The 24,985-nt window shown below is 69.0% G+C and carries 20 protein-coding genes; 12 read left to right on the top strand and 8 right to left on the bottom strand.

All coding sequences use genetic code 11. The annotated features are described in order from the left end of the window. Positions 1-40 precede the first annotated feature (40 nt). Positions 41-313 carry a hypothetical protein gene (locus EV138_RS16055; RefSeq protein ID WP_133979732.1) on the top strand — a complete coding sequence of 91 codons (273 nt, stop codon included), beginning with the start codon at positions 41-43 and terminating at the stop codon, positions 311-313. A gap of 110 nt (positions 314-423) precedes the next feature. Here the strand turns inward: EV138_RS16055 and EV138_RS16050 are convergent, their stop codons facing one another. Beyond that, positions 424-939 (bottom strand): hypothetical protein, encoded by a 516-nt coding sequence (locus EV138_RS16050; RefSeq protein WP_133979731.1) that lies wholly within the window; start codon positions 937-939, stop codon positions 424-426. Between the two features lie 149 nt (positions 940-1,088). Here EV138_RS16050 and EV138_RS16045 point away from each other — a divergent pair, with 149 nt between their 5' ends. Continuing rightward, complete coding sequence (locus EV138_RS16045) at positions 1,089-1,619, top strand: RNA polymerase sigma factor (protein ID WP_133979730.1); 531 nt, start codon at positions 1,089-1,091, stop codon at positions 1,617-1,619. Next, the gene (locus tag EV138_RS16040) at positions 1,616-2,221 is read left to right on the top strand and encodes a hypothetical protein (protein WP_133979729.1); all 606 of its coding nucleotides are present in this window, start codon (positions 1,616-1,618) and stop codon (positions 2,219-2,221) included. The genes EV138_RS16045 and EV138_RS16040 overlap by 4 nt, the downstream gene beginning before the upstream one ends. Before the next feature lie 83 nt (positions 2,222-2,304). Here EV138_RS16040 and EV138_RS37305 read toward each other — a convergent pair whose 3' ends face one another. Next, positions 2,305-2,448, bottom strand: coding sequence for a hypothetical protein (locus EV138_RS37305; protein WP_166678610.1), 144 nt, complete (start codon positions 2,446-2,448; stop codon positions 2,305-2,307). A gap of 128 nt (positions 2,449-2,576) precedes the next feature. On the opposite strand from EV138_RS37305, the gene EV138_RS16035 reads away from it, so the two are divergent. Then, positions 2,577-3,434 carry a DNA-formamidopyrimidine glycosylase family protein gene (locus tag EV138_RS16035; protein ID WP_133979728.1) on the top strand — a complete coding sequence of 286 codons (858 nt, stop codon included), beginning with the start codon at positions 2,577-2,579 and terminating at the stop codon, positions 3,432-3,434. Between the two features lie 87 nt (positions 3,435-3,521). Here the strand turns inward: EV138_RS16035 and EV138_RS16030 are convergent, their stop codons facing one another. Then, a complete protein-coding gene (locus tag EV138_RS16030; protein WP_133979727.1) occupies positions 3,522-4,142 on the bottom strand; it encodes a TetR/AcrR family transcriptional regulator in 621 nt (206 codons plus the stop codon). 97 nt (positions 4,143-4,239) lie between these two features. Here EV138_RS16030 and EV138_RS16025 point away from each other — a divergent pair, with 97 nt between their 5' ends. From EV138_RS16025 to EV138_RS16005, 5 genes are all read left to right on the top strand, one after another. After that, complete coding sequence (locus EV138_RS16025) at positions 4,240-5,712, top strand: MFS transporter (RefSeq protein WP_133979726.1); 1,473 nt, start codon at positions 4,240-4,242, stop codon at positions 5,710-5,712. Positions 5,713-5,763: 51 nt separating this feature from the next. After that, positions 5,764-6,087 carry a rhodanese-like domain-containing protein gene (locus tag EV138_RS16020; RefSeq protein WP_133979725.1) on the top strand — a complete coding sequence of 108 codons (324 nt, stop codon included), beginning with the start codon at positions 5,764-5,766 and terminating at the stop codon, positions 6,085-6,087. 170 nt (positions 6,088-6,257) lie between these two features. Next, positions 6,258-9,713 (top strand): phosphodiester glycosidase family protein, encoded by a 3,456-nt coding sequence (locus EV138_RS16015; protein WP_238158162.1) that lies wholly within the window; start codon positions 6,258-6,260, stop codon positions 9,711-9,713. A gap of 9 nt (positions 9,714-9,722) precedes the next feature. Further along, the gene (locus tag EV138_RS16010; RefSeq protein WP_238158161.1) at positions 9,723-9,929 is read left to right on the top strand and encodes a GrpB family protein; all 207 of its coding nucleotides are present in this window, start codon (positions 9,723-9,725) and stop codon (positions 9,927-9,929) included. Between the two features lie 39 nt (positions 9,930-9,968). Further along, positions 9,969-10,880, top strand: coding sequence for a S66 peptidase family protein (locus tag EV138_RS16005; protein ID WP_238158160.1), 912 nt, complete (start codon positions 9,969-9,971; stop codon positions 10,878-10,880). Here the strand turns inward: EV138_RS16005 and EV138_RS16000 are convergent. From EV138_RS16000 to EV138_RS15985, 4 genes are all read right to left on the bottom strand, one after another. After that, positions 10,860-12,659, bottom strand: coding sequence for a S9 family peptidase (locus tag EV138_RS16000; protein WP_202866732.1), 1,800 nt, complete (start codon positions 12,657-12,659; stop codon positions 10,860-10,862). The genes EV138_RS16005 and EV138_RS16000 overlap by 21 nt on opposite strands. Before the next feature lie 25 nt (positions 12,660-12,684). After that, on the bottom strand, positions 12,685-14,463 hold the full coding sequence (locus EV138_RS15995; RefSeq protein WP_133979723.1) for an ABC transporter ATP-binding protein: 1,779 nt from the start codon (positions 14,461-14,463) through the stop codon (positions 12,685-12,687). Continuing rightward, positions 14,460-16,223 (bottom strand): ABC transporter transmembrane domain-containing protein, encoded by a 1,764-nt coding sequence (locus EV138_RS15990; protein WP_133979722.1) that lies wholly within the window; start codon positions 16,221-16,223, stop codon positions 14,460-14,462. Before EV138_RS15990 ends, EV138_RS15995 begins: the two co-directional genes overlap by 4 nt. Before the next feature lie 84 nt (positions 16,224-16,307). Beyond that, positions 16,308-17,273 (bottom strand): helix-turn-helix domain-containing protein, encoded by a 966-nt coding sequence (locus EV138_RS15985; protein ID WP_133979721.1) that lies wholly within the window; start codon positions 17,271-17,273, stop codon positions 16,308-16,310. Between the two features lie 159 nt (positions 17,274-17,432). Between EV138_RS15985 and EV138_RS15980 the strand changes: the two genes are divergently transcribed. The 3 genes from EV138_RS15980 to EV138_RS15970 all read left to right on the top strand — a co-directional run bounded on the left by EV138_RS15980 (position 17,433) and on the right by EV138_RS15970 (position 23,902). After that, the gene (locus EV138_RS15980; RefSeq protein WP_133979720.1) at positions 17,433-21,338 is read left to right on the top strand and encodes a S8 family peptidase; all 3,906 of its coding nucleotides are present in this window, start codon (positions 17,433-17,435) and stop codon (positions 21,336-21,338) included. Positions 21,339-21,384: 46 nt separating this feature from the next. Continuing rightward, positions 21,385-22,797 (top strand): MFS transporter, encoded by a 1,413-nt coding sequence (locus tag EV138_RS15975; RefSeq protein ID WP_133979719.1) that lies wholly within the window; start codon positions 21,385-21,387, stop codon positions 22,795-22,797. Between the two features lie 121 nt (positions 22,798-22,918). Then, positions 22,919-23,902, top strand: a complete 984-nt coding sequence (locus EV138_RS15970; RefSeq protein WP_133979718.1) for an ArsR/SmtB family transcription factor — start codon at positions 22,919-22,921, stop codon at positions 23,900-23,902. Positions 23,903-23,927: 25 nt separating this feature from the next. Here EV138_RS15970 and EV138_RS15965 read toward each other — a convergent pair whose 3' ends face one another. Then, complete coding sequence (locus EV138_RS15965; protein ID WP_133979717.1) at positions 23,928-24,956, bottom strand: GTP pyrophosphokinase; 1,029 nt, start codon at positions 24,954-24,956, stop codon at positions 23,928-23,930. Positions 24,957-24,985 lie beyond the last annotated feature (29 nt).

Here is a 24,985-nt window from a genome sequence, read left to right as displayed (position 1 = left end):
CCAATTGTGGCTGGATCTGGTCGATAGCAGAATTACTGCCATGACCGGAATCATCGTCCTCGCAGTCCTCGCGCTGGCACTGATCGCGGCTCTGGAAAGCAGCAACAGGCGTCACTCCACCGGGTTCGAGCACGGCCCGGCCGGAGCCTGGGGTGCTTCCGACCGCGACGAGGCCAGGACCAAGCTCGACCTGCTCGCCCTGGGCAGCATGGCCGAACCCTTCTCCCACAAGCCGACCAGCACTCCGGGCACCGTGGTGAGCATCCGCCGCGCCCGGCTCTTCACCCACCAGCACGGCCGCCACGCAGCCTGACCCACTCCGAATCGGCGGGAGCCCTCCCGCCGATTCGTGCTGTGTCCGAACCGCCGTCCGTACTGGCTACGGCGAGCAGTTGCGCCCGCGTCTCGCGCCGGTTCGCTCCGTCAGAGCCCTACCGGCAGCTGCCGTTCACGAGGCGCCGTCCGGCGCCGGCGGGGCCGATAGAACTCGGCCGATCCGATCGTCAGAGCCAGGCTCAGTACCAGGAAGCCGCCGTACATCGTCAGCCCGTCGACCGGAGCGGGCTCCTGTTGATTGGCGACCCACAGAAACGCCACCCCGCCGAGGACTGCGCCCGCGCCGGCCAGCACCAGTGAGACCTGCCGGCGGAAGAGCAGTCCACCGAGAAGGTACGCCGGCAGGAACACCATGCCAGGGCCCGCGAAGATCACCAGGCACAGGAGTCCGAGCATCCTCCACCAGCGGGACCAACCGGCCGCCCGCGCGCCGGCCAGGAATCCGAGGATCAGGCCACCGCCGGCGCAGAAGCCCAGGATCAGCCCGGTGCCGGTCCAGCTGAACTCCGGCTCGGTGGAGATCAGCCGCATCCAGACCCGGGCCGCCGCACCCCAGGCAAGCCCGAGAGCGAAACCGACGGCAGCTGTCTTCGGAATGTTCATCACGACACTCCCCCCTTTCAGGTCCATGCTGGGAGCAGGGATCACTGCAACAGACGGATCCATCCGCCGCACCGGGTGACAACGGGACGGAGATTTTCGCGCTGTCACCCGGTCGGCCGGTTCACTCGTCCGTCAAGGTGATGGGGGCCATGGGTGCGACCGCGGATCTGTCCGGCGACGGCATACAGGTGGATGCCGATGCCCTGATCGGCGCGCTGTTCCAGGCCGAGGCGGCCCGGTTGGTCCAGCTGGCCCGATGGTTCGTCGACGACCGGACGGCGGCGGAGGACCTGGTGCAGGAGGCCTTCGTCCGGCTGGCCCGCAGTCAGCACCGGATCAACGACCCGGGCCGGGCCGCGGCCTACCTGCGGTCCATCGTGGTGAACCTGGCTCGCGACCACAACCGGCGGGGCTTGATGTCGTTGCGGCACCGCCCGCCGGCGGAGGTGGACGACCGGTCGGCGGAGGATCTCGCCGCTGCCGACGAGAGCCGGCGAGAGGTGATCGCGGCCCTGCGGGGACTGCCGCGCCGGCAGCGGGACTGCGTCGTACTGCGCTATTACCTCGAACTGTCCGTCGGCGAGATCGCCGAGACGCTCGGACTGTCACCGAACTCGGTCAAGACCCATTTGCAGCGGGGCCTGCGCTCGCTCAAGGCAGAGCTGGAGGAACCTCGATGAGCACCGCTCCACAGCCCGACGACCCGATCGAGCGGCGCCTGCACGAGGCGCTGGGACCCGACCGGCCACGCAGCATCTCGCCGGATCTGTTCGAGCGCACGCTCGGAACGATCGTCGACGACCGGGTCCGGCGGCGCGGGGTCCGGCGTGGAGTACTGGGCGCCGCCGCCGCGATCGTCGTACTGACCGCCCTTGTCCTGCTGATCACGCCGAGGAAGAACGGACACCTGCTGATGGACTGGTGGATCCTGGAATTGACGACCGACGCGCTCCTGGTCGGAATCGCCCTCTGGCTCGGCCCGTTCATCAAACGGTTCGGGCGGGCCTATGCCGCCGACGTTTTCCACGACAACCCGCAGACCGGCAAGAGCTACATCGTGCTGACGGACATCGTCTACTACCTGATCTTCGCGGCCTACATCCTCTTCACGATCAGCTTCGAGCCGCGCGACCAGTGGGGGCTGTCGGTACTGCCGGCCCAGGTGGGGTTCGAAGCCGGCCGCCTCGGCGGCATCCTGCTGGTGATCGGCGTACTCCACGGGCTGAACATCGTGCTGATGCCCGTCCTCGGCCGCCTGTTCTCCCTCAACCGCCGACTCTAGAGCGACCGCTCACCGGCCGGATGAGCGCGCACACCTCTTCCCGGCGGGCCGTCAGGCTCTCGCCGGGGTGAGGTGGTCCGGGTCTAGTGGGCGCCGCGGCGCTGCTGGACCTTCTGGAACATCTCCTTGGCCTTGCGCTGGTTCTCCGGCTTGCTCAGCTCGCGCTGGGCCACCTGCAGCAACTTCGCCACCACAGCGCCCTTGACCAGTGTCTTCACGAAACCCATCAGGTCCCTCCTTCTCTCTTCCTAAGACGGTAGCGGTCCCCGCAACCGGCCCGTATCGGTGATGCACCCGAGGTACCCCTGGGGAAATCCTCCCCGGGGTTGTCCGTCGGGTGCGGCACACTGGGGGAGTGCCCGAGTTGCCGGAAGTCGAATCGCTGACGGGGTTCCTGCGGGAACGCGCCGTCGAGCGAGCGATCGTGCGTGCCGACATCACCGCGATCAGTGCGCTGAAGACCTATGACCCGCCGATCTCGTCACTGGTGGGCCTGCTGATCGACGACGTGCAGCGGCACGGGAAGTTCCTGGACATCTCCGCGCAGGGCATCCACCTCGTCATCCACCTCGCCCGGGCCGGCTGGCTGCGCTGGCGCGAGGAGCAGTCGACCGGCCTGGTCCGGCCCGGCAAGGGGCCGATCGCGCTCCGGGTCGCCCTCGACGACGGCTCCGGCTTCGACCTGACCGAGGCCGGCACCCAGAAGAAGCTCGCGGTGTACGTCGTGCGCGATCCCGCCGAGGTGCCGGGGATTTCCCGCCTCGGGCCGGATCCGTTCACGCTGACCGCGGAGCAGTTCGGCGAGATCCTCAAGCAGCAGGGCCGGGTCCAGTTGAAGGGCGTCCTGCGGAACCAGTCGGTGATCGCCGGGATCGGCAACGCCTACTCCGACGAGATCCTGCACGTGGCGAAGATGAGCCCGTTCAAACCCGCCTCGAACCTGACCGAGGACGAGCAGAAGGTGCTCTACGACGCGATGCGGGACACGCTGACCGATGCGGTCGAGCGGTCCAAGGGGCTGGCGGCACAAGACCTCAAGTCGGAGAAGAAGAGCGGTCTGCGGGTGCACGGCCGCAAGGGTGAGAAGTGCCCGGTCTGCGGCGACATCGTCCGCGAGGTGAGCTTCGCCGACTCGTCCCTGCAGTACTGCGCGACCTGCCAGACCGGCGGCAAACCCCTCGCCGACCGCCGCCTGTCAAAGCTGCTGAAGTAGCGCGCACCTGGCTGTCGAGGCAGCTGAGGCCGCGCGACCCACGCCTGTTGAAGCTGGTGAAGTCGTGCGACGCCCGCAGTACGGGGTTCAGGTGGTGGGGGTCAGCCAGCGGTCCAGTTCGGTGAGGATGGTCTCGAACTGGGGGCGCAGGTCGGCGACGATCTCGGCCGGGGTCTGGCCGTTGTGGGTGCGGGTGCCGGACTCGCTGATGATGATGCGGAACACGCCGGCCAGGGCGATGCCCTGCAGGCGTGCCAGCTCCGGTGCGACCGTGCTCGACTCCAGGACGGCCGCGGCCAGCGCCGTGCCGAGGCGGTCGGTCGTCTCCAGTGCCAGCCGGTTGACGGCAGGACTGATCGCCGCCAGATAGCCGAGGTTGCCGCGGGCGGTTTCGGCCGGCCTGCCGCCGATCTCCGAAACGGTCTCGAGGACGAAGTCGCGGATGGCCGCGGCCGGGCTCGTCCCGGCCGGCCGCGAGCGGATCAGTTCGCTCAGCTGGTCCTGGATCTGGTCCTCGCGGTCGGTGACCAGCTGTTCCTTGGTCGGGAAGTAGTTGTAGAGCGTCTGCTCCGCCACCTCGGCCGCGCGCGCGACCTCGCTGACCGCCACCTTCTCGTAGCCGCGCTCGGCGAACAGCCGGGCGGCGGTCTCGGCGATGTGCCGCCGCGTGCGGGCCTTCTTCCGCTCGCGCAGTCCGCTGTCAGCCATCTCCGGAGTGTATCAAGCAACAAATTTAGAGCGTGCCCAAGAAATTGGGGTACGCTCTAAAACTAGACCTGACCCTCACCTCAGCACTGGAGTGACCATGAGCCATGAACGAGAGGCGACCTCACCTCCCCAGTCCCTGCGCGAGGCCTGGGTCGCCCTGGCCGGCCTGTCCGCGGTGTTCCTGTTCGAGATGCTCGACAACTCGATCCTCAATGTCGCGCTGCCCACGATCGGGCGCGACCTGCGGGCTTCCACGGTCGCGCTGCAGTGGGTGACCGGCGCGTACGTCGTCGTGTTCGGCGGACTGATGCTGCTGTTCGGCGCGATCGCCGACAGATTCGGCCGGCGCCGGACGATGCTCGTCGGCCTGGTGGTGCTGGGTCTCGCGAGTCTGGCGACCGCCTTCGTCAGCTCCGCCGGACAACTGATCGCCGTCCGTGCCGTGATGGGTGTCGCCGCGGCGATGACCACCCCCGGTTCGATCGCGCTCGCCTTCCGGCTGTTCGACACGGACAAGCTCCAGGTCAAGGCGATCACCCTGATTTCGACCGTCGGTCTGGTCGGCCTCGCGGTCGGCCCGACGGTCGGTGGCTTCGTGCTCGCATTCGCCCCTTGGCAGGTGCTCCTGCTGGTGAACGTTCCGATCGCGGCGCTCGCGCTCATCGGCGTACGGGCAGGGATTGCCGCTGACGATCCGGCTGAGTTGCACCACGACCCGGTGGACGTTCTCGGAGCACTGCTGAGTACGGCGACGATCGTGCTCGCGCTGCTCGCGCCGACCCTGTTCGTCAACGAAGGCGCTGGTTCGTGGGCACCGTGGACGGTATCGGGCGCGGCCGTCGTCGCCGGGACTCTCTTTGTCGTCCGCTCCCGCACAGCGCAGTACCCGCTGCTCGACCTGCGGCTCATCGCCCGCCCGCTGGTGTCGAGCGCCCTGGCCTACAAGGCCGCAGCCGGTCTGGCGGTCGCGGGTCTCGGCTACATGGTCACGCTGCAACTGCAGCTCGACTGGGGGTGGACGCCCGTGCAGGCTTCCCTCGGCATGCTCCCGCAGGTTGTGGTCCTGATCGCCGGCGGCAGACTCGTCGGTCCGTTCGTGGAGCGGGTCGGTGCCGATCGAGCCGCCTGGATCAGCTCTGCCGCGGTCGTGTCCGGGTTAGCGATCTTCGGCGTGTTCAGTAGTTTCGGTTATCCCTGGGTGGCCGTGTCCCTAGTGCTCGTGGCCGCGGGGATGCGGGTCATCGGCACGGTTGCCGGCTTCAATGTGCTCCGCGGTCTGCCGAAGAACCGGACCACGATCGGCGCGGCGCTGCTCGATACCGCCACCCAGGTCACCCCTGGCATCGGCCTGGCGGTGACGGGCACCATCCTCGCGGCGCTCTTCGCCGGAGACATCGCCGTCTCGAACTGGACCGAGCAGCAGACTTCGCAGTTCGAGCAGGCGGTCACGATGGCCGGCCTCACGCTGACGGTGATCGCCGGCGCACTCGTCGGCTGGGCGATGCTGCGCGCACGAGGCGTCGCCGCCGACGCTCCGAGTGAGTCGGATGCCGAGGCCCTCGAGGTGTAGCCGTGCGGACCGTGTGTGATGACCGGCCGGGGAGGCTGCGATGATCGGGGTATGTTCCAGAATTCCGAGATTCCTGCCGTGGGCGTAGCCGACCTTGACGACGAACTGCTGGCCGAGGCGTTCGTTCTCGACGTCCGGGAGCCCGACGAGTGGAATCGCGGCCACATCGAGGGTGCGACGCACATCCCGCTCGGCCAGTTGCAGGAGCGCGTCGGCGAAGTGCCGCTGGACCAGAAGGTGCTCTGCGTCTGCGCGGTCGGCGGCCGCTCGTCGATGGCGACGCAGTTCCTCGCCTCCCAGGGCCGCGACGCGGTCAACTTCGAGGGCGGGATGCAGGCCTGGGAGGCCGCGAGCCGTCCGGTGTCGCTGGACTGAGGCCGCCGGCCGGCGGCTGGTCCAGGCCGAATCCTGACAGAAATCTTCCGATAACCGACTGGAGACGTTACTTTGTCACCGGTCGGTTGATCGGCGTACACCTGCGCCTCACGTGGCGGTAGGGCTCTCGGCGTCGGATGGCCGCGTCCGCCCACGCCGAGGAGGCTCCCGTGTCACCGTTCCGTCCATCGATCAACCGGGCGACGACAGGCCGGCGTACGGCGGTCAGCGTGCTGGCCGGCGGTCTGCTCGCCACCGGCGCCTTCGCCCCCGCGTTCGCCCAGCCCGTCCCAGACCCGGGTCGCGCGCCCGTCGAAGCCCTCAGGCATTCGTCGGCGCCGTCGGACATCGCCGATGTCGCCATCGCGCCGGCCGGCGAAGGTCTCGTCACCAGCCGCAAGGACAGTCCGGTCGCGCCCGGCGTGAACTACACCGCCTTCGAGCGTCTCGACGCACGTGGCTGGCTGCGAGGTGACTTCCTCGTCGCGGACCTGGACCAGCACGGCGTCACCGTCGACTACGTCAACACCGGCAAGGTCTCCGGTGGCCTGCCGCTCAGTCAGCAGCTCGCTCGCAAGGGCGCGATCGCCGGTGTCAACGGCGACTTCTTCGACATCAACGACACCACGGCCCCGCTCGGGGTTGGGATCGAACGCGGCGGCCGCCTGATCAACGCGCCGGCCGCCGGCCACAACGACACCGCGGTGATCGGCAAGGACGGCCTCGGCAAGATCGCCCAGGTCTTCCTGCAAGGCACCGCGACGGACGACGACGCGACCAAGCTCGACCTCACCAACCTCAACTCGCCGACCGTCGACGCGAACGGCATCGGCCTCTACACCCCCGAATGGGGCGACGCCCCGCGCACTCGCACGGTCGACGGCCTGCCGACGGTCCGCGAGGTACTACTCCGCGACGGCGTCGTCGTCTCGTCGGCCACCACACCCGGTACGACGCCGCTCGCCGCGAACGAGCTCGCTCTGATCGGCCGCGACACCGGAGCCACCGCGCTCGCCGCGTTCGAGGTCGGCGACAAGGTGGAGGTCCAGTACGGTCCGCGCTCCGACGCCGCCGATATCGCGGTGGGCATCAGTGGCAACGTTCAGCTCGCCCGGGACGGCAAGGTGCCCGACGACGTCCCGGACGCCGACCTGGCGCCCCGCACCGCGGTGGGATTCACCGACAACGGCCGCCGGATGGTGTTGCTGACGGTCGACGGCCGGGCGACCGGCTCGCGCGGACTGTCGCTCAAGGAGATGGGCCAGCTGATGGTCGGCCTCGGCGCCGACGACGTCCTGAACCTCGACGGCGGCGGTTCTTCGACGATGCTGGCTCGCTCGCCCGGTGAGCAGGCACCCGAGGTGGTCAACAACCCGTCCGACGGCGGCGAACGCCTGGTGCCGAACGGCCTGGGACTCCTTCCCACCAAGGGATCCGGGCGCCTCACCGGCTTCCAGGTGGAAGCCGCCGGTACTGCGGCCGAGCTGCCCGACACCGACATCTCCAAGAGCTCCCGCGTGCTCACCGGCCTCAGCCGGGTCCTCACAGCACGCGGGCACGACGAAACCTACGCGCCGGCCCCCGGTACGCCGTACTGGTCGGTCGGCAGCAATGCCCGGGTCACCAGTCAGGGGGTCGTCACCGGTCGCCGCGCCGGCGACGTCATCGTCACCGCCCAGCGAGGTCAGGCCCGCGGCCGGTTCCCGATGACCGTGCTCGGTACGCCGATCCGGCTGGCTCCGTCGACCCGCCAAGTTTCGTTGCCGGATGCAACCTCCAAGGGATTCTTCACCGTCGACGGCTTCGACGCGGACGGCTTCTCCACCTGGGTGGAGCCGCGCGACGTCCAGCTGACCTACGACCCGGCGCTGATCAAGCTCGTTGCCCGAGGCAATGGGTTCGACGTGACCGCGGTCGGCGCCGATGCCGTCTCCACGGTCGTGACGGCGAAGGTCGGCGCCTTGACGACCCAGCTCAGTGTGACCGCCGGCCTCACCAGCCAGGTGGTGGACGAGGTCGACGATCCCGCCAAGTGGCAGGCGAACGCCGTACCGGTCGGAGCCGCGACGGCTTCGAGGTCTGTTGCCGAAGGCCACGACGGTGGTCAGGCGATCGCGCTCGACTACTCGTTGACGGGCAGCACGGCGACGCGCGCGGCGTACCTGTCCCAGACGCCGCAGCAGACGTTGCCCGGACAGCCGCAGAAGCTCGGCGCCTGGGTGTACGGCGATGGCAAGGGTGCGTGGTTGCGGGCCAACGCGTACGACGGCGCCGGTGGCTCGGCGCAGACGCTGAACCTGGCGGCCGCGGTCGACTGGACCGGCTGGAAGTACGTCGAGGCGACCATTCCGCCGGGGCTGACGATGCCGCTGAGGTTCTGGCGGATCTACGTGGTCGAGACCGTGCCGACCCGGCAGTACTCCGGCCGCATCGTCATCGACGACCTGACCGTCCGCGGTGCGCCGCCCGTGACGATGACGCCGCCGGCCAAGGTGATCGATCCGATGGTCGTCACCGACGGGACGGTCACCGGTGGCGGCCGGTGGCGGTTCGCCGTGATGTCGGACGCGCAGTTCACCGCCGACGACCCCGAATCGGGGAACGCGAAGCAGGCCCGGCGCACGATCCGCGAAGCACTCGCGCAGCACCCGGACTTCCTGGTCATCAACGGCGACTTCGTCGACCGTGGTTTTGCGAACGACATCGCGCTGGCCAAGAAGATCATCGACGAAGAGGTCGCCGGCAAGGTCCCGGTGCACTACGTCCCGGGCAACCACGAGAGCTACGGCCCCGGGGACCTGTCCGAGTGGACCAAGGTGTTCGGCGCCCCCACCAGCACCTTCGACCACAAGGGCACCCGCTTCGTACTGCGGGACTCCTCGCTCGGGTCGCTCCGCGCCGGTGGGTTCGACCAGATCCTCGATCTGCGCAAACAACTCGACGATGCGGCGGCGAACCCGGCGATCCGCAACGTCGTGGTGATGGCACACCACCCGATCGACGATCCGTCACCGACGCAGAACTCCCAGCTCGGCGATCGCAAGGAGGCCGAGTTGCTGGTCCGCTGGCTCGCCGACTTCCGGGCATCGACCGGCAAGGGCGCGGCGTACATGGCAGGGCACGCAGGGACCTTCGCGGCGACCCGGACCGACGGCGTACTGCTGCCGCTGACCGGCAACTCGGGCAAGAGCCCAGCGGCCGCGCCCGATGCGGGTGGTTTCACCGGCTGGGCGCTCGTCGGGATCGACCCGGCAGCGCGGGTTGCCGGCGCGGCTGAGCGGAACTGGTCGGCGCCGGAGCGCTCCTGGTTCCAGGTCGAACTCCGGCCGCATGTGGACGCGCTCGAGCTGACCGCCCCGGCGACCCTCCGCCGCGGACAGACCGCGCCCGCCACGGCGACCGTGGTACAGGACGACCGTCGCGTCCCCGTCTCCTTCCCGGTCTCGGCCGACTGGTCGGGTTCGACGTTCCTGCACATCGGCCCGGCCAAGACGGCGCCCTTCTGGTCCGTCGCCTCCTACGACCCGGCCACCGGCCAACTCACCGCCCTCCGCCCCGGCTCGGCCGACCTGTCAGTCACCGTCAACGGCGTCACCAAGACAGCCACCGTGAAGGTCGACTGGTAGACCAGGGACATGCGGCTGGATCCGATCGAAATCGTCGAGTACGACGTCCGCCGGCCGGCGCTGTTCGAGGAGCAGCGCCGGCGGGATCCGGCCGACCGAGCCGAGTGTGCCCGGATCAAGCGGGAGCTGGCGGCGGCTGACGACGAGGACCGGCCTGCCTACCGAGCCGGCAAGGCCCCGTTCATCACCGGCGTGCTGACGAAGCTGGGGGTCTGAGGTCGTGCGCGGAGGGCCGCCCGGGATAGCGTCTGCCTGGTGATCGAGGTGAGGAGGCCGGCGCGGTTGGCGGCCGGGGATCGAGTGGCCGTGGTTGCTCCGGCCGGGCCGTTGGACGGTGCACGCCTGGAGATCGGGCTCAAGTACCTGCGGGACTGGGGGCTCGAGGTCGAGGTGATGCCCGCGGCGCTGGGGCGGCACGACAAGTTGCCGTATCTCGCGTCGGAGGACACGGCCCGCGCGGCGGACTTCCGGGCGGCGTGGCTGGAGCCGGACTTCAAGGCGGTGATCTGCGCACGCGGCGGGTACGGCGTACAGCGCATGCTCCAGCACCTCGACGTCGAGGAGCTGGCGGCTGTCGACAAGATCCTTGTCGGCTTCAGTGACATCACCGCCCTGCACGAGGTGCTGAACGCGCGTGGCCTGGTGACGATCCACGGGCCGATGGCCGCCGCCGTCGAGCAACTCGGCTCTGAACAAGGCCGGGATCGCCTGCGCGACCTGCTGTTCGCTCCCGAGTCGGTGACGGATCTGCTCGCTCCCGCCGGCGCCCGTTCCGTAGTCCCCGGTACTGCGGAAGGCCGCCTGCTCGGGGGCAACCTGGCGCTCCTGGCAGCGAGCCTCGGTACGCCGACCTTCGCGCGGCCGGCCGGGATCGTCGTCCTGGAGGACGTCGGCGAGGACGGCTACCGGATCGACCGGTTGCTCACCCAGCTGCTCAGGTCCGGCTGGTTCGACCAGGTCAGCGGTCTGGTGATCGGCGACTTCACCGAGTCCGACAGCACCGACCTGGTCGCCGAGGTGATCCGCGAGCGACTCGTCCCCCTCGGCGTACCGATGCTCGAAGGCGCCGCCGTCGGCCACGCCGAACTCAACCTGGCCCTGCCGCTCGGCCTTCCGGTCCGGCTGGAAGGCACGAGGCTGACTCCGCTACTTCCCGCTTTGAGCTAGGTGCTCCGCGAGGAACGCGAAGGCCTTCGGGTAGGCGTCGAGGCGGTTCTGGCGCTTCGCCAGGCCGTGGCCCTCGTCGGAGTACACGAGCAGTTGGCAGGGGATGTCCCGCTTGGCCAGGGCTTCGGCGATCTGCTCCGCCTCGGACAGCGGGACGCGCGGGTCGTTGGCGCCGTGGATGACGAACAGCGGCGCCCGGATGTCGTCCACCCGGTTGAGCGGGCTGGCCTCCGCCAGGAAGTCCCGGTCGTCGGCCAGCGTGCCGTACTCGCGCTCGCGGACCGCCCGCCGGTAGTCGGAGGTGTTCTCCAGGAACGTCACCAGCGAGGCGATTCCGACGATGTCGACGCCGGCCGCCCAGAGCGTCGGCTGAAAAGCGAGTCCGGCGAGCACCATGTAGCCGCCGTACGAGCCGCCGAAGAGCGCGACCCGGCTCTGGTCCACCCCGATCGACGGCAGCCAGGCATGGATGGCAGCGAGGTCGGCCACCGAGTCCAGCCGGAGCCGCTTGTCGTCGAGGGAGTACCAGCGCCTCCCGTACGCCGCCGAGCCGCGCACGTTCGGCACCACGACCGTGTGGCCGTCCGCGACGAGCCCGGCGATCACCGCGTTCCAGCTCCGCATCGCGGCAGCCTCGGGGCCACCGTGAATGTGGATGACCGCCGACCCGTCACCACCGTCGGCCGGGCGATACACGAACACCGGGACCTGCTCGCCGTCCGAACTCGGCACCCGGTGGCTCTCGGGATGTGCCAGACCGGCCGGCAGCTCCGGCATGTCGGGCGCCTCGACGGTCAGGAGTCCGCCGGTCTCGCGCGTGTAGCGGACCACCACAGGCGGCTGCACAGGTGAGGTGTAGTTGATCACCGCATGACTGCCGTCCTCGGACCACAGCGGATCCCTCGCTCCTATCTGCCGAGCAGCGAGGCCGCCTCCTGGAAGGTCTATCGGCGCTACCAGAGCACCGTCGGCCAGGCTGTGCAGGGCAAGCGAGACTTCGCCGTCCTCAGTACTGCCGACCAGCAGGTGCTCGCCGTCCGGGCAGCTCCAACCGGCCAGATCCCGCTGGTCGTCGACCAGGAGATCGCTCCAGCTACCGGTCGCGAGGTCGAAGCGCCGCAAGGCCATCCGGTCACGATCGGCGTCGCTCGAGATCACGAACCCGGACGAGTCCGGCAGCCAGCTGGGCGAGTCCTGACAGTTCGGTGCGTCGAAGGCGGTCAACTCGGTGACCGCCTGGGTGGTCGTCTCGACCAGGAGCAACTGGACCGAGTTGCCAGGGCCGCCGGCCATCAGGATCAGTGCCCAGCGGTCGTCCGGTGACACCGCGACCGGGCCCATGAAGCCGCCACCGTCGTACAGCACCGTGTCGGCACCGGTTGCCAGGTCTCGCGCGACCAGGTCGAAGTCGACGTCGTTGCGCCGGTTGGTGGAGAACAGCACTCGGTCCGGTCTGGCATCGATCAGCCGGTGCAGGTACGCCGGGTCCTGGACGAGCGGGACGAGCTCGGGAAGGCCGTCCGCCTCCAGGTCGAGCAGGGACAACTGGCCGCGCTCGTTGCCGTCGGTGTCGTGCTCGATCACGGCCCGGCGGGCGCCCGGGATGTACCGGGCGCCCCGGACGGTGTCGGCGAGGTCGGTCAGAGTCCGCCAACTCCCGTCCCGGCCGATCTCGTGCAGTTGACGGATGCCACTCCCGTCGTACGCGATCAGCAGGCGACCCTCGCTGTCCACATCGAAGGCCATGACGGTGGGCAGCGAGAGCAGCGTGGTCAGCACGCCTCATTCTCCCATTGGAGGGGTGTCAGCGGTCACCGTGCCAGGAGTGCCACAGTGCCGCATAGGGGCCTTCGGCATCGACCAGTTCGTCGTGCCCGCCGAGCTCCACGATCCGGCCGTCCTCGACGACCGCGATCACGTCCGCGTCGTGGGCGGTGTGCAGCCGGTGCGCGATCGCGACCACGGTCCGGCCTTCCAGTACGCCGGCCAGCGACCGCTCCAGATGCCGCGCGGCCCGCGGGTCCATCAACGAGGTGGCCTCGTCGAGGACCAGCGTGTGCGGATCCGCCAGCACCAACCGGGCCAGCGCCACCTGCTGGGCCTGGGCCGGAGTCAGTGAGACGCCACCCGAACCGACCTCGGTGTCGAGGCCGTGTTCGAACCCGGCCACCCAGGCGTGCGCGTCGACCGACCGCAGCGCCGTCCACAGCTCCGCGTCACTCGCGGTCGGACGAGCCAGCCGCAGGTTGTCGCGGACGGTCCCGACGAACACGTGGTGCTCCTGGTTGACCAAGGCAACGTGACTGCGGACCTGCTCGGCCGACATCCGGTCCAGCGCGGCACCACCCAGGGTGATGTCGCCCAACCGTGGCGAGTAGATCCCGGCCAGCAATCGGCCGAGAGTCGATTTCCCTGCACCAGAAGGGCCTACGAGCGCGACCCGAGCCCCCGGCTCGACCGTCAACGTGACGCCGTGCAGCACGTCGCGGCCTTCCAGATAGCCGAAGCGGACCTCGTCGGCGAGCACGGTCCGCCCGTCCGGCTCGGTGTCGTCGCCGATAGCGGCCGCCTCGACCTCGCGAACGCCGACCAGCCGCGCCAGCGAGACCTGGGCCACCTGCAACTCGTCGTACCAGCGGATCATCATGTTGACCGGCTCGACCAGCATCTGGATGAAGAGCGCACCCGTGGTGAGCGCGCCGACGGTGATCCAGCCGTTGATCGCCAGGCCACCGCCGACCACCAGGACCGCGGCCAGCGCGACCGTGTGGGTCATGTTGATCACCGGGAACAGGATCATCCGCAGGTAGAGCGTGTACCGCTCCCAGGCGACCCACTGGCCGATCCGGGTGTCACCGAGCTCGACCCGGCGGTCACCGAGCCGGTGCGTCTCCACGGTCCGGCCGGCGTCCACGGTCTCGGCCAGCGCCGACGCAACCGCCGCATAGCCGGCCGCCTCCGACCGGTACGCCGATGGTGCGCGGCGGAAGTACCAGCGACCCCCGATGATCAGGATCGGAGCCGCGATCACCACGGCGACCGCCAACTCCGGCGCGGTCACGACCAGGGCGCCGATCAGCAACCCGGCCCAGATCACCGCGATCGTCAACTGGGGAACCGCGTCGCGCATGGCGTGCGAGAGACGGTCCACGTCCGTGGTGATCCGGGACAGCAGGTCGCCGGTACCGGCTCGCTCCAGTACGCCGGGCGGCAGCGCGACCGCACGGACGAGGAAGTCCTCGCGCAGGTCGGCCAGCATCTCCTCGCCCAGCACCGCACCGCGAAGCCGGGTGAGCCGGACGAACACCGTCTGCACGGCAAGCGCGCAGACGAAGCCCAGTACGACGTACGGAAGGTCCACGTCCGTCTTGCCGTGCGAGAGCTTCTCCACCACGTTGCCGAGAAGCCACGGCCCGACCATGCCGCTCAGTGCCGCCACCGCGTTGACCAGGGTCAGCCAACCGAAGGCACGGCGATGCCGCTTGAACAGGGTCTTCAAATACGCCCGCACTGTTGCGGTGCGAGCTACCGGCAGGCGAGCCGCTTCCTGCGGCGCTGCCGGGTCGTACTCGGGGCGCTTCACGCCGACTCCTCGTAGGTTGGCTCGTCCTCACGGGTGACGACCGCGCGGTACCTGTTGTTGGTGTTGATGAGTTCGTGATGGGTGCCGACTGCCTCGACCCGGCCGTCCGGAACGAACACGACCCGGTCCGCACGGTCCAGCATCAACGGGCTGGACGTGAACACCACGGTGGTCCGGCCGGACCGGAGCAACCGCAGGCTGTCGGCGATCCGGGCCTCGGTGTGCGCGTCCACGGCACTGGTCGGCTCGTCCAGCACCAGCAGCGCCGGATCGACGTACAGCGAGCGGGCCAGAGCGACTCGCTGACGCTGGCCGCCGGACAGTGACCGGCCGCGCTCGGTCAACACGGCCTGGGTGGCATCGGTACCACCTGACGGCAGCGACTGACGCAGTACGTCCAGGATGTCCTCGCACTGAGCAGCATCCAGCGCTGCTTCTACCGAAACGGCCCCACTGGACGGTACGTCGAACAGGTCGCGGACCGTGCCGGACAGCAGCACCGGATCCTTGTCCTGCACGAGCACTGCGGTCCGCGCCGAGTCGAGCGGGAGCTCGTCCAGCGCTACGCCGTCGAGCAGCACAGAGGCCTGCCCTGGTTCGGCATCGGGGCTGTGACCGCCCAGGCGATCCGCCAGCCGTCCACTGGCGTCCGGGTTGCCGCAGACCACGGCAGTGAAGGACCCAGCCGGAACGGACAGCCCAGTGATCGGGTCGAACAGGTCACCTGCCGGCACCTGGGCTTCCAGCGTCGCCGCGTCGCCGTCCGAACGCCGCAACGAGAGCACTCGCGCGGCACGACGTGCGGACACCTTCGAGAAGATGAACGCGCTCGCCGTCTCCTCGAACGTCTGCAGCGGCACCATCATGAAGGTGATGAAGCCGTACGTCGTGACGAGCTCGCCGACGCTGATCCGTCCGGAGGTCACCAGCCGGATGCCGAACCAGACGATCAGCACCAGGAACAGACCGAACAGCAGCACCTGCAGGGCCGCGATCAGCGACCACATCCGGGCCGACCGGACAGCGCTCGCCCGGTACTCCTGCGAAGCCTCGCGGTACCGGTCGAGGAAGAGCTGCTCGCCACCGATGCCACGCAGTACGCGCAGGCCGGCGACCGTGTCGGCGGCGAGCTCGGTGGCCCGGCCGCCCTTGGCGCGCTGCTGGTCGGCCCGGCGCTCGGCCGGACCCATCAGCGGCACGATCGAGACAGCCAGCACCGGGACGGCGACGGCGACGATCAGGCCGAGCTGCGGTTCGTAGAAGAGCAGGCCGATCACCACGGCGAAGCAGGTCAGCAGAGCGGCCGTGAACCGGCCGAGCACCTCGACGAACCAGCCGATCTTCTCGACGTCGCCGCTGCTCACGGCGACCACTTCACCGGCGGCGATCCGCCGGGTCAGCATCGAGCCGAGCTCGGCGGCCTTCCGCGAGATCAGCTGCTGGATGCGGGATGCCGTAGCGATCCAGTTGGTCACCACGGCGCGGTGGAAGTAGGAGTCGGCGCCGGCCTTGGCAGCGCCCATCACGAGCAGCAGCAGACCGGCCAGCAGCAACCGCGGCCAGGACCTGTCGATCACGGCCTGGACGGCGAGGCCGACCGAGACCGGGGCGGCGGCGATGCCACCGAAGTACACCAGGCCCCAGGCGACCGCGACCGCCTGCCCGCGGAGCTGCTGATGTTCGAGCCAGAGAATGAGTCGGAGGCCGGACCGGGTATCGGGTACACCCGGGTCGGCGAAGGGAATGAGGCGCAGCGACATGACGTCCCAAAGAAGACATAGAGGGGTTTCGAGACACCTGACCAGGCGAATGCATCCAGCCTAGGCGCGGGCGCGAGGGGCCCGTCAAACCGTTTTCGGTCCGTGGATCCGGCCCTGTTCCGCCAGTTGGATGCCGACCGCGACGCCCGCCTGGAACCGGGTCGCCGCGTTCAGGTCGTTCTGCACCCGCTGGACCCGGCGGCCGACCGTCCGCAGGCTGATGCCGAGGTGCCGGGCGATCGCCTGGTCACCCATCCCCGCGGCCAGCAGCGCGATCAGGGTCCGGTCGTCGTCGGCCTCCCCGCCGGCCGTCGTGGTCTCGTCCAGGATCAGCGGCAGCGCGCTGTCCCAGACCCGCTCGAACAGCGCGATCAGCGCATCGAGCAGGCTGCTCGGCCAGACCAGGAGCAGCCCTTCGGTCTGGACCAGGCCCACCCGCAGCGGCAGGGCGGCCGCCCGGTCGTCGAAGATCGACAGCCGCAACGGGACCTCGCCGACGACCCGCGCCTCCTCACCCGCGGCCAGTCCCGGCAGCATCGTGTCCAGCTCGTGCTCCCCGACGGCGGCGCGGTCGTAGACGATGCGCTGCCGCACGCCGCGCTGCAGGGACATCACGGCGGGCTCGGCATCCGCCGGCTCCAGCACCTTGCCGTACGGCGGGGTGTCGAGCGCGCGCAACTCGTGCTGGGTCGCCGCGAGCAGGACGCCGAGCCGCTCGTGCGCCTCGTCGCCGGGCACGACCTCGACCGGTGCGCGGCGGAACGGATCCGGTGTTGCCCTGTGCAACCGATCCAGTTCGCGAACCCGGGCGGCGGCCCGCTCGAGTTCGAGTCGCTGCGCGTCCAGGGTGGTCTGCAGTGCGAGCGCGGGCGGGACGGCCGAGAGGAGGCCGTCGTCGTCCCGGATCAGCCGGCCGGCCCGCAGCGAGGCCAGCAACTCGGGGAGCTTCGGATGCCGGCCGGCCAGCTCCTCGGCCGTGCTGCCGGGGTGGGCGAGCAGGTCGGCGTACAGCCGCTCCTCCGCGGGGCCGATCCCGAGACTCTCCAGCATCGGGCCAGGCTATGGCCGATTGCAGTCAATGGCCTAGACCGGTCCCGCGAACGTCTTTACAGCGTTGATCGCGCTCGGCGACTCTCGGCAATGCCGACGCATCCGCCCCTGCCCGTGCCCGGCACGCCCTGATCGGATGAACTCCTGAGGAGTCCGCCCATGAACCGTGCTAGATCCCTCCCGCTCGCGACCGGCGCAGTACTGCTGGCCGGTGCCCTGGTGCTGCCTGCCAGCCCTTCGTCGGCCGCCACTCCGCCGGCCGTTCCTGCCGGGACCCGGATCACCCTCGTGCCGACGACGGTGACCCTGGTGACCGGCGACAAGGTGACGCTCACTCCGGACCCGTCCGGGGGCGAGCCGGCGATGTCGGTGGCCGCGGCCACCCGGTCCGACGGGTCGACGCCGATCGTGCGGATCCGGCTGCAGAAGGACCGCTCGCTCGTGGTACCGGATGACGCGATGCCTTATCTGGCGTCCGGCGTACTCGATCCGACTTTGTTCGACGTCGGCTACCTGGCGTCCAACGGCTATGCGGACGCGACCGACAGCACGCTGCCGCTGATCACGCAGATGGCGAGTTCGGTGCCACTGGCCAAGGTGCGCGGCTCTGCCGATGCGTTGCCGGGTGTCACACCGACGCACGACCTGACCAGCCTGCACGGAACGGCGACCAAGCTGCCGAAGTCGCAGGCCGCCGCGTTCTGGGCGGCGATCGGGGCTCGGCCGGCTGCCGGCCGAAAGGCAGCGCTGAGCAGGTCGGTGGCGAAGGTCTGGCTGGACCGGAAGGTCCGGGCGACGCTGGACCAGAGCGTGCCGATGATCGGCGCTCCGCAGGCCTGGGCCGCCGGGTACACCGGCAAGGGAGTCAAGGTCGCGATCCTGGACACCGGCATCGACGAGACGCACCCGGATCTGCAGGGCAAGGTGAGTGTCTCGAAGAACTTCACCAGCGATCCGAGCGTGGCCGACGGCTTCGGCCACGGCACCCATGTCGCCTCGATCATCACCGGAACGGGTGCTGCCTCGGGCGGCAGGTACAAAGGCGTGGCGCCCGACGTCTCGCTGTTGATCGGCAAGGTGCTCGACCACACCGGCTTCGGCGACGAGTCCGATGTGATCGCCGGGATGGAGTGGGCCGCCGCCCAGGGTGCGCGCGTCGTCAACCTCAGCCTCGGCGGTCCGGCTCCTGTCGACGAGGCGCAGGATCCTGGCGCCCTGGCCGTCGACAAGCTCAGCGCCACCACGAACACCCTGTTCGTCGTCGCGGCGGGCAATTCCGGGGGAAAGTCCACGATCGGCTCGCCGGGTGTCGCCGAGGCCGCGCTGACGGTGGCGTCGGTCGACAAGGCCGACCACCTGGCGTCGTACTCGAGTCGTGGTCCGTTGCTCTACAACGACCGCGTCGAGAAGCCGGACATCGCCGGGCCCGGCTCCGACATCGTGGCCGCCCGTGCCGCCGGCACGACCATGGGTACGCCGGTCGACGAGCACTACACGACAGCCTCCGGTACGTCGATGGCCACGCCCCACGTCGCCGGAGCGGCCGCGATCCTCGCGCAGGAGCACCCGGACTGGACCGGCCCCGAGCTCAAGGCGGCGCTGATGGCGTCGAGCAAGGACGACGGGTACAACGCGTTCGAGCAGGGTGCGGGCCGGGTCGACCTCGTCCGCGCCACCAGCCAGCAGGTCACCAGCACGACCACCAACCTCGACTTCGCCAAGGTGGTCAACAACCGGACCGACGCGGACAAGAAGCAGGTCACCTACCGCAACGACTCCGCGAACGACATCACCCTGACCATCAGCCACAAGCTCGGTGCGATCGGTGTGGACGCCGCGAGCGCCTTGACTATGCCGTCGCAGTTGACGGTCCCAGCGCACGGCTCCGCGACACTCGACGTCACGCTCAACCCGGCCGGCCTGGCAGAAGGCCTGTACTCCGGTGCGGTGGTCGCCACGTCCGGCGACGTGCAACTACGTACGCCGGTGGGCTTCCGGCGTACTCCGTTCACCTACCCGGTCCAGCTCAACCTGAAGTCCACCGGCGAGCTGGAGACCGGCGCCTGGGTCCAGGCGTTCAACCTCGACCAGCCCGGTACGCCGCTGATCGACGTCTGGATGCCCTCGTCGGGCGACGCCCACTCGGCAACGATCACGCTCGAGCTCACCCCCGGTCACTGGAGCATCAACACCGGCGCCAACCGGCTGCTGGCGTCGCGGCGCCGGGAGGCGGTCGCGCTCTACCAGCCCGAGGTGAACGTCAACGGTCCGGTCGTCCTGGACCTCGACGACAAGGACGCGGTGCCGATCCGGTTCAGCACGGAGCGTCCCAGTCGCCAGCAGGCCGGCGGCCTGAAGTACCAGCGGATGACGGCCGACCGTTCCGACTGGGTCACCGAGATCACCAACACGGGCTGGGGCGACGACGTGATGTACGTCAGCCCGACGAAGGCGGTCACCATCGGTTCGCAGTACCTGAAGTTCGAATCGACGCGAGGGAAGACGCCGGTGGAGCTGTCCGTGGACAGTCGCAACGGCCGGGGTACGAGGTTCAACGCGAACTACTGGCACTTCCTCGGTGGCGAGAAGACCTTCAACGGCACCTACCGGCATCTTCCGGTGGTCGATGTCGGCGAGTCGATCGAGCCGTCGGAGGCCGGTGCCTTGCGCGGCAAGCTGGTGCTGATGACCCGCAGCATCGGCGACGGCACTCGCACGGTCTGCGAACTGCCCGAAGCGGATCTGCAGGCTGCCCGGGCGGCCGGCGCCGTCGGCGTACTGGAGGAGCCCGGGCCGCTGTGTGAAGGAGTCCCCGGGATCAGCGTGATGACGTATCTGCCGGTGGTCGGGATCGACAACGTCGAAGGTGCCCAGCTCCGCAAACTGCTCGCGGCCGGTCCGGTCACCGTGAACGTGGTCGGTACGCCGGTCTCGCCGTACATCTACCACGTCGCGATGACCGAGCAGGGCAGCATTCCGGCCAAGCTCGACTACCGCTTCACCGACAAGCAATTGGCGCGGATCAGCACCAGCTACCACGCGGACGAGCCGACCGATCTGGCGAAGCCCGGTGTCGAGCAGGTCGGCTCCAAGTTCGATCCGAGCTGGGAGTTCCAGCTGTTCCTCTACCCGGGCATGCTGCAGTTGCCGGGCGGCCGGGAGGAGCTCTACGGGCCGATCAAGCCGGGGCAGCAATGGGTCCGGGGCGCGGCGGTCAACCAGGATCTGGTCGAGACCGAGGAACTGCGCACCACCCTGCGCGCCGGCTGGATGCCGGCCGAGACCTGGCTGGTGGCACCTAGAGGCATCGGTCCCGCGACGGTGCCGCCCGCGTCGACCAACCTGTCTCATCTGGGCTGGTGCTTCGCCTGCCGGTACGACAACACGCTGAACGTGCTGCCGGCGTACACGAGCAGCAGTCCGTTCAGTATGTCTCCGAGGGTCGTCACCAACGGCACGATCACGCTGTCGCGGGATGGCACGGTGATCCCGCCGACGCCGTACAAGGGCACGACGGCGTACGAGCTGGCGCCCGAAGCAGCGCAGTACAAGCTGGTGTCGGACTGGGATCTGTCCAAGGCGGCGGACGCTTCTGCGCTGATGTACAAGTACGGAGCCAAGCAGCACACCGAGTGGACCTTCACGTCGGGTCGGGTCACGTCGGCTGACATGGGCAACACCGAGTGCCTGCGCAACTGGAGCGACGGTACGCCCGACGGGCCTTGTGCGCCGCAGCAACTGCTCTACCTGCGATACAAGGCGGACACGGATGCGAACAACAAGGTGCGGCGCGGGTTCAGCACGCTGCGCATCACGCCGTACTACGAGGCGACCGCGCACCCGAAGACGGCCGCGTTCAGGTCGGTGAGAGTGAAGGTCAGCTACGACGACGGCGTGACCTGGGTGAACGCGCGCGGGATCAAGGCGGCCGGCGGGTACGACGTACTGCTGTTCACGCCGTTGAAGGGAGCGGCGACCCAGGCCCTGACCGTGCACGTCGACGCGACCGACCTGAACGGCAACACGGTCTCGCAGACGATCTATCGCAGCTACGGCCTCCGGTAACAGTTGTACAGTCTTCAACGTTCGTATCGAACGGAAGGCTGAACGGGTGCCGGAACTGAGTCGGCGGCGGCGGTTGCTGGTGTTGGCGATCTGTTGTCTGAGTCTGTTCATCGTCGGGCTCGACTCGACCATCGTGAACCTGGCGCTGCCGTCGATCCGCTCGGACCTGAACGCCTCGGTGGCCAAACTGCAGTGGACCATCGACGCCTACACGCTGGTGATCGCCAGTCTGCTGATGGTGTCCGGTTCGACCGCCGACCGGGTCGGCCGGCGGCGGACGTTCCAGGTCGGGCTGGTGATGTTCGGCCTGGGTTCGTTGCTCTGCGGGTTCGCGCCGAGCGTCGACCTGCTGATCGCGTTCCGGATGTTGCAGGCGATCGGCGGGTCGATGCTCAACCCGGTCGCCATGTCGATCATCACCAACACCTTCCCGGTTCCGCGGGAACGTGCCCAGGCGATCGGGATCTGGGGTGGCGTCGTGGGGCTGAGCATGGCCGTCGGGCCGGTTGTCGGCGGTGTCCTGGTCGACACGGCGGGCTGGCGGTCGATCTTCTGGATCAACGTGCCGGTCGCGCTGGTCGCAGTACTGCTCACCGCGCTGTTCGTACCGGAGTCGCGGGCCGCCGTGGCGCGCCGGATCGACCCGGTCGGCCAGGTGCTGGTGATCCTGCTGCTGGTCGGGCTCACCTACGGCATCATCGAAGGGCGGTCCGCGGGCTGGACGTCGCCGCTGATTCTGGGGTGCTTCGGGCTTGTGGTGGTCGCCGCGGTGTCGCTGGTGCTCTACGAACACCGCCGGCGGGAGCCGTTGCTCGATCCGCGGTTCTTCCGGAGCCTGCCGTTCTCCGGGGCGACGGTGATCGCGGTGTCGGGCTTTGCTGCGCTGTCCGGGTTCCTGTTCCTGAATTCCCTTTATTTACAAGATGTTCGCGGGTTCTCGGCGTTGCATGCCGGGTTGCTGACGTTGCCGATGGCAGCGATGACGGTCGTGTTCGCGCCGTTGTCCGGGCGGATCGTGGGAGCGCGCGGGGCGCGGATTCCGCTGGTGATCGCCGGTTCCATGCTGGCGGTCAGCGGGCCGGTGCTGTCACGGCTGACGGACAGTACTGCGACCCCGGTGCTGCTCGGCGGGTACCTGATCTTCGGCCTCGGCTTCGGCATGCTGAACGCGCCGATCACCAACACGGCCGTCTCCGGGATGCCACTGTCCCAGGCAGGCGTCGCGGCCGCGATCGCCTCCACCAGTCGCCAGGTGGGCGCGTCCCTCGGCGTCGCGATCGTCGGCACCGTCCTGACCGCTCGCCTGACCAGTTCCTTCGAGACCAGTTTCGTCCCCGCGGCCCGCCTCTGCTGGTACATCATCACCACCTGCGGCCTGCTGGTCCTCCTGCTCGGTTTGCTCACCACGACCGCCTACGCCCGAGCGACCGCCGCCAAGGTCGCCGACGAGTTCTCCTGAGCCCGTCCTTGACAGGCCGATGGGGACGCGGCTTCGATCTGAGTCGAAAGGCGGTGCATCCGGCGGCTGGAGCGGGCACGATCAGCAATGGATCGCCGACACGCGCAGGACTGGGGACGAGATGCTGCGGATCATCTTCACCGAGCGCGACCTGACCCGGGTTCGCCTCGCCGGTACGCCGGATCCGCTCTGGGAGATCACCAACAGCCTCGACCGCCTGCAGACCCGCCGCGGCCGCTGGGCGTACGCGCACTGGTACCGGTCCACCCAGGAAGCCCTGACCGATCAGAGCCTGCAACGGATGGTCACCGACCTCCTGCTGCCTCTCTTCCCCCGCGCGGCCTACTTCCCCGACTTCCTCACTCCACCCGCCGCCTTGGAGGGACTCGACGCCGGCATCGACGCCGTCCTCGCCACGCCGTCGGAGCGCGTCACCCGCGAACTGAAGACGCTGGCACTCGTCCACCACGTCCCTTCCTGGGGCAAGCGGCTGGCCGCCGGCGAGATGCGAACCGAACTCGACACGGCGCTGCGCACCTACCACCACAAGGTGATCGAGCCGCACGACGAGAGCATCCAAGCAGCGGTCGCCGCCGACCGGGCGCTGCGATCACGTGCGCTGATGCGCGGCGGCGTCGACCAGCTACTCAAGAGCTATTGGCCCCTGATGCGCTGGCAGTACCCAGTGCTCGAGGTGCAGTACCCGTACGACAGGACGCTCCACCTGGCCGGCCGCGGCCTGCTGCTCTCGCCGTCCTACTTCTGCTGGCACTACCCCGTCGCACTGGCCGACGACGAGCTACCGCCGATGCTGAGCTATCCCTTGCTCAACAAGGCCGACAGCGACGAGACCGAGCCGCCCAAGCCATCAACAGCCGCCCTGCTCGGTACGACGAGGGCCGCGGTCCTGCAAGCGACCAGTGAGGGCCTGACGACCGGTGAGATAGCCCGTCGCGTCGGCATCGGTGCACCTACGGCAAGCCATCACCTGACCGTACTGCGCGACAGCGGGCTCATCGCCAGTCGCCGCCACCAGGCCACCCTCCTGCACGTCCTGACTCCGCTGGGAGCGGCCCTTCTACGCCAGAACCCACGGCCGCGCTGAGCGACGTACGCAGTACGGGCGCAGCTCAACCCTCCAGCAGACCACTGCGGACGAGAGCCTTGTAGCGACCGCGGAGGATCTTCTGCCGACGCTCCTCCTCCGGGAAGAGGTCCACGTACTCCAGGCCCTTCGCCGCGAGCAGGTCGTCGTCGAGCCGACGTACCGTGCCGGCAGGGAACCGGTGCGTCATCGCTGCCTGCACTGCCGCGCTGTCGATCCCACGGAGCAGCTCTGTCAGCTGCTCCTCCGTCGTCACGCCCAGCTTGGCCAGGATCCCAAGGATCCACGCGTAGTGGTTCGTCTTGGCGTGCGGTGCGTCCGGGTAGCGCCTGGTCAGGTACGTCGTCAGCGTCGACGTGGTGAGGTCCATAGGCGCCGCGTCGGGCTCGGCGGCCGCCAGCTCGCGGTACAGCTTGTCGATCTCCGCGAACTCGTTGTCCGCCAGCTCCATCAACGCGGCCGCGAGCAGGAACCGCCGGTCGAACTCGGGCTTGCGATCCGGCGGGATGTCCAGCTTGTACCGGATGTCGTGCTCGAACTCGGCCCACGCGTGCTGGACCGCCGTACGGACCTGGATCTCCATCGTGAGGTTCTTCAGTACGGCGTACTCCGGCAGCTCGCGCCGATGCGCGTTCAACCGGACCAGGTAGTGCTTGCTCGCGTACCCGAACGCGCCCTGCGCCCGGGTGTGCGCACCCATGTCGGTGTGCTCGACGATCTCGAACTCCGACTCGATCACCTCGCAGACCCGGTCCACGGCCTCCACCAGGAAGGTGATGATCCGGGCCGCGACCAGGTCGGTGATCTGGTTCAGCGGATCGTCGTACTTCGGTCTGGTCGGGTCGTCCGGATGCGGCTTCGACGCCTTCGCCAGGAACGACTCAGGCTCCTTGGCCCGGGCGGTCGCGGAGAGGTAGTTGATGCCCTCTTCCTCACCGATCAGCTCGTTGATCAGCGCTTCCAGCTTCCGCGCGCCACCGACGTACTGCTGATGCGTCCGCTCGTACTGCCCAGCGGCCTGCACGGTCCACTCCCGCACCTCAACCCCGCCCATGCGCAGACCATAGCGGCTAAGGCTTGATA

It is taken from the genome of Kribbella voronezhensis (assembly GCF_004365175.1).
Taxonomy (GTDB): Bacteria; Actinomycetota; Actinomycetes; order Propionibacteriales; family Kribbellaceae; genus Kribbella; species Kribbella voronezhensis.
This window is presented reverse-complemented; position numbering and strand designations above follow the sequence as displayed.

Coding starts and splice junctions, on each gene's coding strand:
- EV138_RS16030 (WP_133979727.1), bottom strand. CDS start 4,142: ATGGCTGACAGCGGACTGCGCGAGCGGAAGAAGGCCCGCACGCGGCGG.
- EV138_RS15965 (WP_133979717.1), bottom strand. CDS start 24,956: ATGGGCGGGGTTGAGGTGCGGGAGTGGACCGTGCAGGCCGCTGGGCAG.
- EV138_RS16025 (WP_133979726.1), top strand. CDS start 4,240: ATGAGCCATGAACGAGAGGCGACCTCACCTCCCCAGTCCCTGCGCGAG.
- EV138_RS16040 (WP_133979729.1), top strand. CDS start 1,616: ATGAGCACCGCTCCACAGCCCGACGACCCGATCGAGCGGCGCCTGCAC.
- EV138_RS16050 (WP_133979731.1), bottom strand. CDS start 939: ATGAACATTCCGAAGACAGCTGCCGTCGGTTTCGCTCTCGGGCTTGCC.
- EV138_RS16045 (WP_133979730.1), top strand. CDS start 1,089: ATGGGTGCGACCGCGGATCTGTCCGGCGACGGCATACAGGTGGATGCC.
- EV138_RS16055 (WP_133979732.1), top strand. CDS start 41: ATGACCGGAATCATCGTCCTCGCAGTCCTCGCGCTGGCACTGATCGCG.
- EV138_RS15980 (WP_133979720.1), top strand. CDS start 17,433: ATGAACCGTGCTAGATCCCTCCCGCTCGCGACCGGCGCAGTACTGCTG.
- EV138_RS15985 (WP_133979721.1), bottom strand. CDS start 17,273: ATGCTGGAGAGTCTCGGGATCGGCCCCGCGGAGGAGCGGCTGTACGCC.
- EV138_RS16010 (WP_238158161.1), top strand. CDS start 9,723: ATGCGGCTGGATCCGATCGAAATCGTCGAGTACGACGTCCGCCGGCCG.
- EV138_RS37305 (WP_166678610.1), bottom strand. CDS start 2,448: ATGGGTTTCGTGAAGACACTGGTCAAGGGCGCTGTGGTGGCGAAGTTG.
- EV138_RS15970 (WP_133979718.1), top strand. CDS start 22,919: ATGCTGCGGATCATCTTCACCGAGCGCGACCTGACCCGGGTTCGCCTC.
- EV138_RS16020 (WP_133979725.1), top strand. CDS start 5,764: ATGTTCCAGAATTCCGAGATTCCTGCCGTGGGCGTAGCCGACCTTGAC.
- EV138_RS15990 (WP_133979722.1), bottom strand. CDS start 16,223: ATGTCGCTGCGCCTCATTCCCTTCGCCGACCCGGGTGTACCCGATACC.